The following is a 4,709-nucleotide window of genomic DNA, read 5'->3' on the forward strand; positions in this document are numbered from 1 at the left end:
GAGTTGGGAGTTGGGAGTTGGGAGTTGGGAGTTGGGAGTTGGGAGTTGGGAGTTGGGAGTTGGGAGTTGGGAGAGAGCGTGAGCCTGCGCGCGTTGCCGTCAACCTCCAACCTCCAACCTCCAACCACCCCCTCTCCCTTTCTCCTTTCTCCCCTTCTCCCTCCCCTCCCCTCCCCATGCGCGCGGGCGCGGGGCGTCAGCCGAAACTGGTTCAGGGTGTCCTTCACTCCCTCCCCATGCGCGCGGGCGCGGGGGCCGGTAGGCTACGCGGCATGAGCATCGCAGTGAAATGGTTCCCGACGCTGGTCAAGCGGACGCGTTCGAAGCAGGCTGAAACGGTGGTGGCGTGGCGCGAGGGGCTGACGCCGCTCGCCATCTTCCTCGACGAAGGGTTCTCGGAGGTCGATGCCGAGGCCGTCATGCCGATCGTCAACGGGGCGCAGGCGAACCTGCGGACGCCGCTGCAGGACGGCGACCAGCTCGAGTTCCTCGTCAGCATCCAGGGCGGTTAGCGGCCGCCGGCGGGCGGCTCTTCACCCGGCGGCGGGGCGACGGGCAGCAGGATGCGGAAGGTGCTGCCCTGGCCTTCGACGCTCTCCGCTTCGAGCCAGCCGCCGTGAGCGCGGACGATGCTGAGCGCCGTCGAGAGGCCGAGTCCCGTGCCCTTGCCGATGCCCTTCGTCGTGAAGAAGGGGTCGAAGATGCGGCTCAGGAGCTCGGGCGGCATGCCGGTGCCGGTGTCCGATACCGCGACCTCGTGGTAGACGCCGGGCAGCAGCCCGCGGCGCGCCCAGGCCGGGTCCGGCCCGAGTTCGCGCGTCCGCCGCAGGATCGTGACCGTGCCGCCCTCCGGCATGGCGTCGCGGGCGTTGAGCAGGAGGTTGAGCAGCACCTGCTGCAGCCCGGCGAATTCGCCGATGACCGTGTCATCGCCGGGCTCCGAGTGGACGGCGAGCTGGATGGCAGGCGTGAGCGTGCGGCGGACGAGTGCGACGGTCTCATCGAAGAGGCGGGTGAGCGAGACCCGCTCGCGGGCGGCGATGCCGGGCCGGCTGAAGCTCAGCAGCTTGCGGACGAGCTCGGCGCCGCGTTCGCCGGCGAGGGCGGCGTCATCGAGGTAGACGCGCAGGGGTGAATCGGGCGGCAGCTCCGTCCGGACGAGGAAGAGGTTGCCGAGGATGGTGGTGAGCAGGTTGTTGAAGTCGTGGGCGATGCCGCCGGCGAGCACGCCGAGGCTCTCGAGCTTCTGCGCCTGGAGCAGCGCGAGCTCGGCCTTTCGGCGGTCGGCGGCGTCGCGCGCGGAGCCGATGATGCGGACGCAGCGGCCGGCCTCGTCGAACACCGGCGTGAGGTGGGTGACCACTTCGCGGCGGTAGCCGGGGCGCTCGATGACGTTTTCGTACTCGATGGGGCCGCCGGCGGCCTCGGCCTGGCGGTAGCGCTCGAGGGCGCGGCGGGCGGCTTCCGGCGGCAGCGCTTCTTCGACCCGGCGGCCGGTGAGCCGCTCGAGCGGCAGCTGGAGGATCTCGGCGGCGCGGGCGTTCGCGAGGGCGATTCGCCAGCCGCCGTCGGGCTCCTTCTCGGCGACCCAGAGGGCGTCGCTAGTGCCCTCGACGACGGCGCGGTAGTTCCGCTCCGATTCGGCGAGGCGGCGCTCCTGTTCGAGCCGGCGGCTGAGGTCGCGCGACCAGCCGACGATGCGGCGGCAGACGCCATCCTGGCCGGCGACGGGCGTGAGCGTCGTCATGATGTGGAAAGGGCGGCCGTTCCATTCGCCGCGCATTTCGTATTCGACGGCGCGGCCGGCTTCCGCGGCCTGGCGGTAGTACTGCTCGCGCTCGCGGGCGAGCCGCTCCGAGAGGTAGCCGGCGGCAGCGAGGTCCATGGAGGTCTTGCCGAGGATGTCGGCGAGTTCGACGCGGGCGCCGCGGCAGTAGGCGGCGTTGGCGAAGACGAGGCGCCATGCACCGGCGTCGTCGCGGTCGGCGATCCAGATCGGGTCGCGGACCGACTCGACGACGGCGCGGTAGAGGACCTCGACCTTTCGGCGCTCGGTGATATCGCGGGCCCAGAGCTGGACGGCAGGCTCGCCGCCGTAGACGGTGCGGCTGGCAACGGTCTCGATCCAGGCGGTGGTGCCGTCGCAGCGGGTGATTTCCATCTCGGCGGGCTCGAGCGGTTCGCCGGCGGCGAGGCGGCGCATCCGGTCGACAGCGAGGTCGCGGAATTCGGGCCGGACGAACTCGAGGATGTGGTGGCCGACCATGTCGGAGGGCTCGCGAGCGCGCATCATGCGGAGGCCCGCTTCGTTGACGTAGAGCATGACGCCGCCGCGGTGGACGGTGACGAGGTCGGGGTTCAGTTCGATGAGGTTGCGGTAGCGCTCTTCGCTTTCGCGCAGGGCCTGTTCTGCTTCGATGCGGCCGGTGATGTCGGTGACGGTGCCGAGGTAGCCGGTGCGCTCGCCGCCGGGGCCGTGGAGGGCGGTGGCCTGCGCGAGCACCCAGCGGACTTCGCCGTTGGGGCGGACGATGCGGTATTCGATGCGGAGGGGCCGGTCGGTTTCGATGTGCTGGCGAGTCGCTTCGATGACCCGGGGGCGGTCGTCGGGGTGGATGGCATCGAGGTAGCCGTAGCCGTGCGCTTCTTCGGCGGTTCGGCCGGCGAGGGCGCACCAGCGCGGGTTGACGCGCAGGCAGCGGCCGAGGAGGTCGGTCTGGAAGACGCCGACCGGGAAGAGGTCGAGAGCGAAGAGGCCATCGAGGCCCCGGTCCGCGTGGTGGCCTTCGGTCATGCTCGCTGCGCCCCCCGCCGGCGCGAAGGTAGCGTAACGGGTTTCTCGCTGGATGGGCTCGGGATTTCCCCGCATTTTTCGTCAGAAGCGGGACGAAACTTCATCGCCGGCTGCCCGCACGCAGTTGCGGCCGGCGCGCTTCGCTTCGTAGAGGGCGAGGTCGGCCTCTTTGATCAGCCACTCCGGGGTCATGAGGGCATCGGCGCGGTAGGCGGAGACGCCGAAGGAAGCGGTGACGGGAATCTCCTGCCCGGCGGCCTCGATGGGGCGGGCGGCGATGGCTTCGCGGACCCGCTCGGCGCTCTGGATGGCGCCCTCCAGCGGCGTCGAGGGCAGGACGACGACGAACTCTTCGCCGCCGAAGCGGGCGAGCAGGTCGGCATCGCGCAGGACGCTCTTCATGCGGGCGGCGACGGCCCGGAGCACTTCGTCGCCGGTGAGGTGGCCGTAGGTGTCGTTGAGCGCCTTGAAGCGGTCGAGGTCGACGAGGAAGAGCGAGAGGGGCGTGCCGTAGCGGGCAGCGAGGCGGAAGTGCTCTTCGAGGAATTCGTGGAAGTGGCGGCGGTTGGCGACGCCGGTGAGGACGTCGGTCGAGGCCTGGTGGATGAGCTGTTCGCGCTCGGCCTGGAGGGCGGCGTTCTCGCGCTCGGATTCGATGGTGAGGCGGAGGAGGGCCTCGTTGGCGCGAGCGAGGACTTCGCCGGGCTCGAGGCAGCTGGCCTGGATGTCGAACGTCGTGGCGAGCGCCGCGCCGTCGGCGAGGGCGGCGGCGACGAGCTCTTCCGCGGCTTCGGGGGCGATGCCGAGCCGCTGGCAGGCGGTGCGGAGGGCGGCGAGCTGCTCGCCCGGGCGGTCGCCGAGGATGACATCGGCACCGGCGGCGCCGGCGTGGACGCACATCACGAGCTGGGCCGTCTCGAGCGGCGCACGGGCCGGGTCGGCGGCGTGGCGAACCGCGTCGACGAGCGCGGGCGGCAGGTTCCAGCGCTCGGCGAGGGCTGCGCCGACCCGGCTGTGGTCGACGCCGAACCGTTCGATTTCGCGGGCGCGGAGGAGGCCGACGTCGCGGCCGGCCTCGGCGGCGAGGTCGCGGTAGTCGTCGCCGAGCGCGGATTCGAGGGCGATGACGCCGAGGAGGTGGAAGAGGCCGCCGAGGAAGGCTTCGTCGCCGACGCGGAGGCCGGCCCGGCCGGCGACGGCGCGGGCGACGATGGCGGCGTAGAGGCTGCGCTGCCAGAGCCAGGTGTGGTCGAGGCCGACGCCTTCGCGGGCGCGCAGGTCGGCGACGAGGGTGAAGCCGAGGGCGAGCGTCTTGACGGTCCGGAGGCCGAGGACGAGGACGGCATCGCGGACGCGGGAGATGGAGCGGGGCCGGCCGTAGAAGCCGCTGTTCGCCATGCGGAGGACGCGGGCGGCGAGGGAGGGGTCCCGCTCGATCATGGCGCCGAGTTCATCGAGGGAGACGTCGGGCCGCTGGACGAGGTCGATGACGCGGACCGCGACGGCCGGGATGGTCGGCAGGCGGTCGGAGTGCATGATCCGTTCGAGCGGGGAGCCGGGCATGGCCGGGGTACTCCTTGGCTGGCGGGACAGCCGGGTTGCGGTCGTTCCACCGTGGATATCGGCAGACAGCTGCGGAACAGGAGGGTGTTTTTGCGCGCGCCCCGGGTGTTCCCCTAGGGGGCACCGGACCGGGCCTTCCCGGCCGGCGGGGCGGGACCGGGCGGCCGTTGCGGAGCGCGCCGGGGCGGCGCACGCTGGGGGCCATCACCGCCGGGAGGATTCGTGCCGATGGCCGACGTCGAACCGCCGCCCGGGGCGCTCACCGGGAAGCGCCGCCACCGCCGCATCGCCTACCGCTGCGCCTTCGGCGAGCCGCTCGCCCTGTCTCTTATACACATCTGACGCTGCCGAC

Annotated in this window: 3 protein-coding genes; 1 reads left to right on the forward strand and 2 read right to left on the reverse strand. The window is 71.8% G+C overall.

Features of this window, described 5'->3' with window-relative positions:
- Positions 1 to 272: 272 nt before the first annotated feature.
- Complete coding sequence (locus N2041_RS14095) at positions 273 to 512, forward strand: hypothetical protein (RefSeq protein ID WP_297679214.1); 240 nt, start codon at positions 273 to 275, stop codon at positions 510 to 512.
- On the opposite strand, the gene N2041_RS14100 is transcribed toward N2041_RS14095, so the two are convergent.
- Both N2041_RS14100 and N2041_RS14105 read right to left on the reverse strand, forming a co-directional pair.
- On the reverse strand, positions 509 to 2,794 hold the full coding sequence (locus N2041_RS14100; RefSeq protein ID WP_297679215.1) for a PAS domain S-box protein: 2,286 nt from the start codon (positions 2,792 to 2,794) through the stop codon (positions 509 to 511). The genes N2041_RS14095 and N2041_RS14100 overlap by 4 nt on opposite strands.
- An 81-nt stretch (positions 2,795 to 2,875) precedes the next feature.
- Positions 2,876 to 4,357 (reverse strand): GGDEF domain-containing protein, encoded by a 1,482-nt coding sequence (locus N2041_RS14105; RefSeq protein WP_297679216.1) that lies wholly within the window; start codon positions 4,355 to 4,357, stop codon positions 2,876 to 2,878.
- Positions 4,358 to 4,709 lie beyond the last annotated feature (352 nt).

This window comes from Tepidiforma sp. (genome assembly GCF_026419595.1).
GTDB lineage: Bacteria > Chloroflexota > Dehalococcoidia > Tepidiformales > Tepidiformaceae > Tepidiforma.

What these genes read in the sequence shown, in the direction of transcription:
- N2041_RS14095 (WP_297679214.1), top strand. Translation starts at nt 273, where the DNA reads ATGAGCATCGCAGTGAAATGGTTCCCGACGCTGGTCAAGCGGACGCGT.
- N2041_RS14100 (WP_297679215.1), bottom strand. Translation starts at nt 2,794, where the DNA reads ATGACCGAAGGCCACCACGCGGACCGGGGCCTCGATGGCCTCTTCGCT.
- N2041_RS14105 (WP_297679216.1), bottom strand. Translation starts at nt 4,357, where the DNA reads ATGCCCGGCTCCCCGCTCGAACGGATCATGCACTCCGACCGCCTGCCG.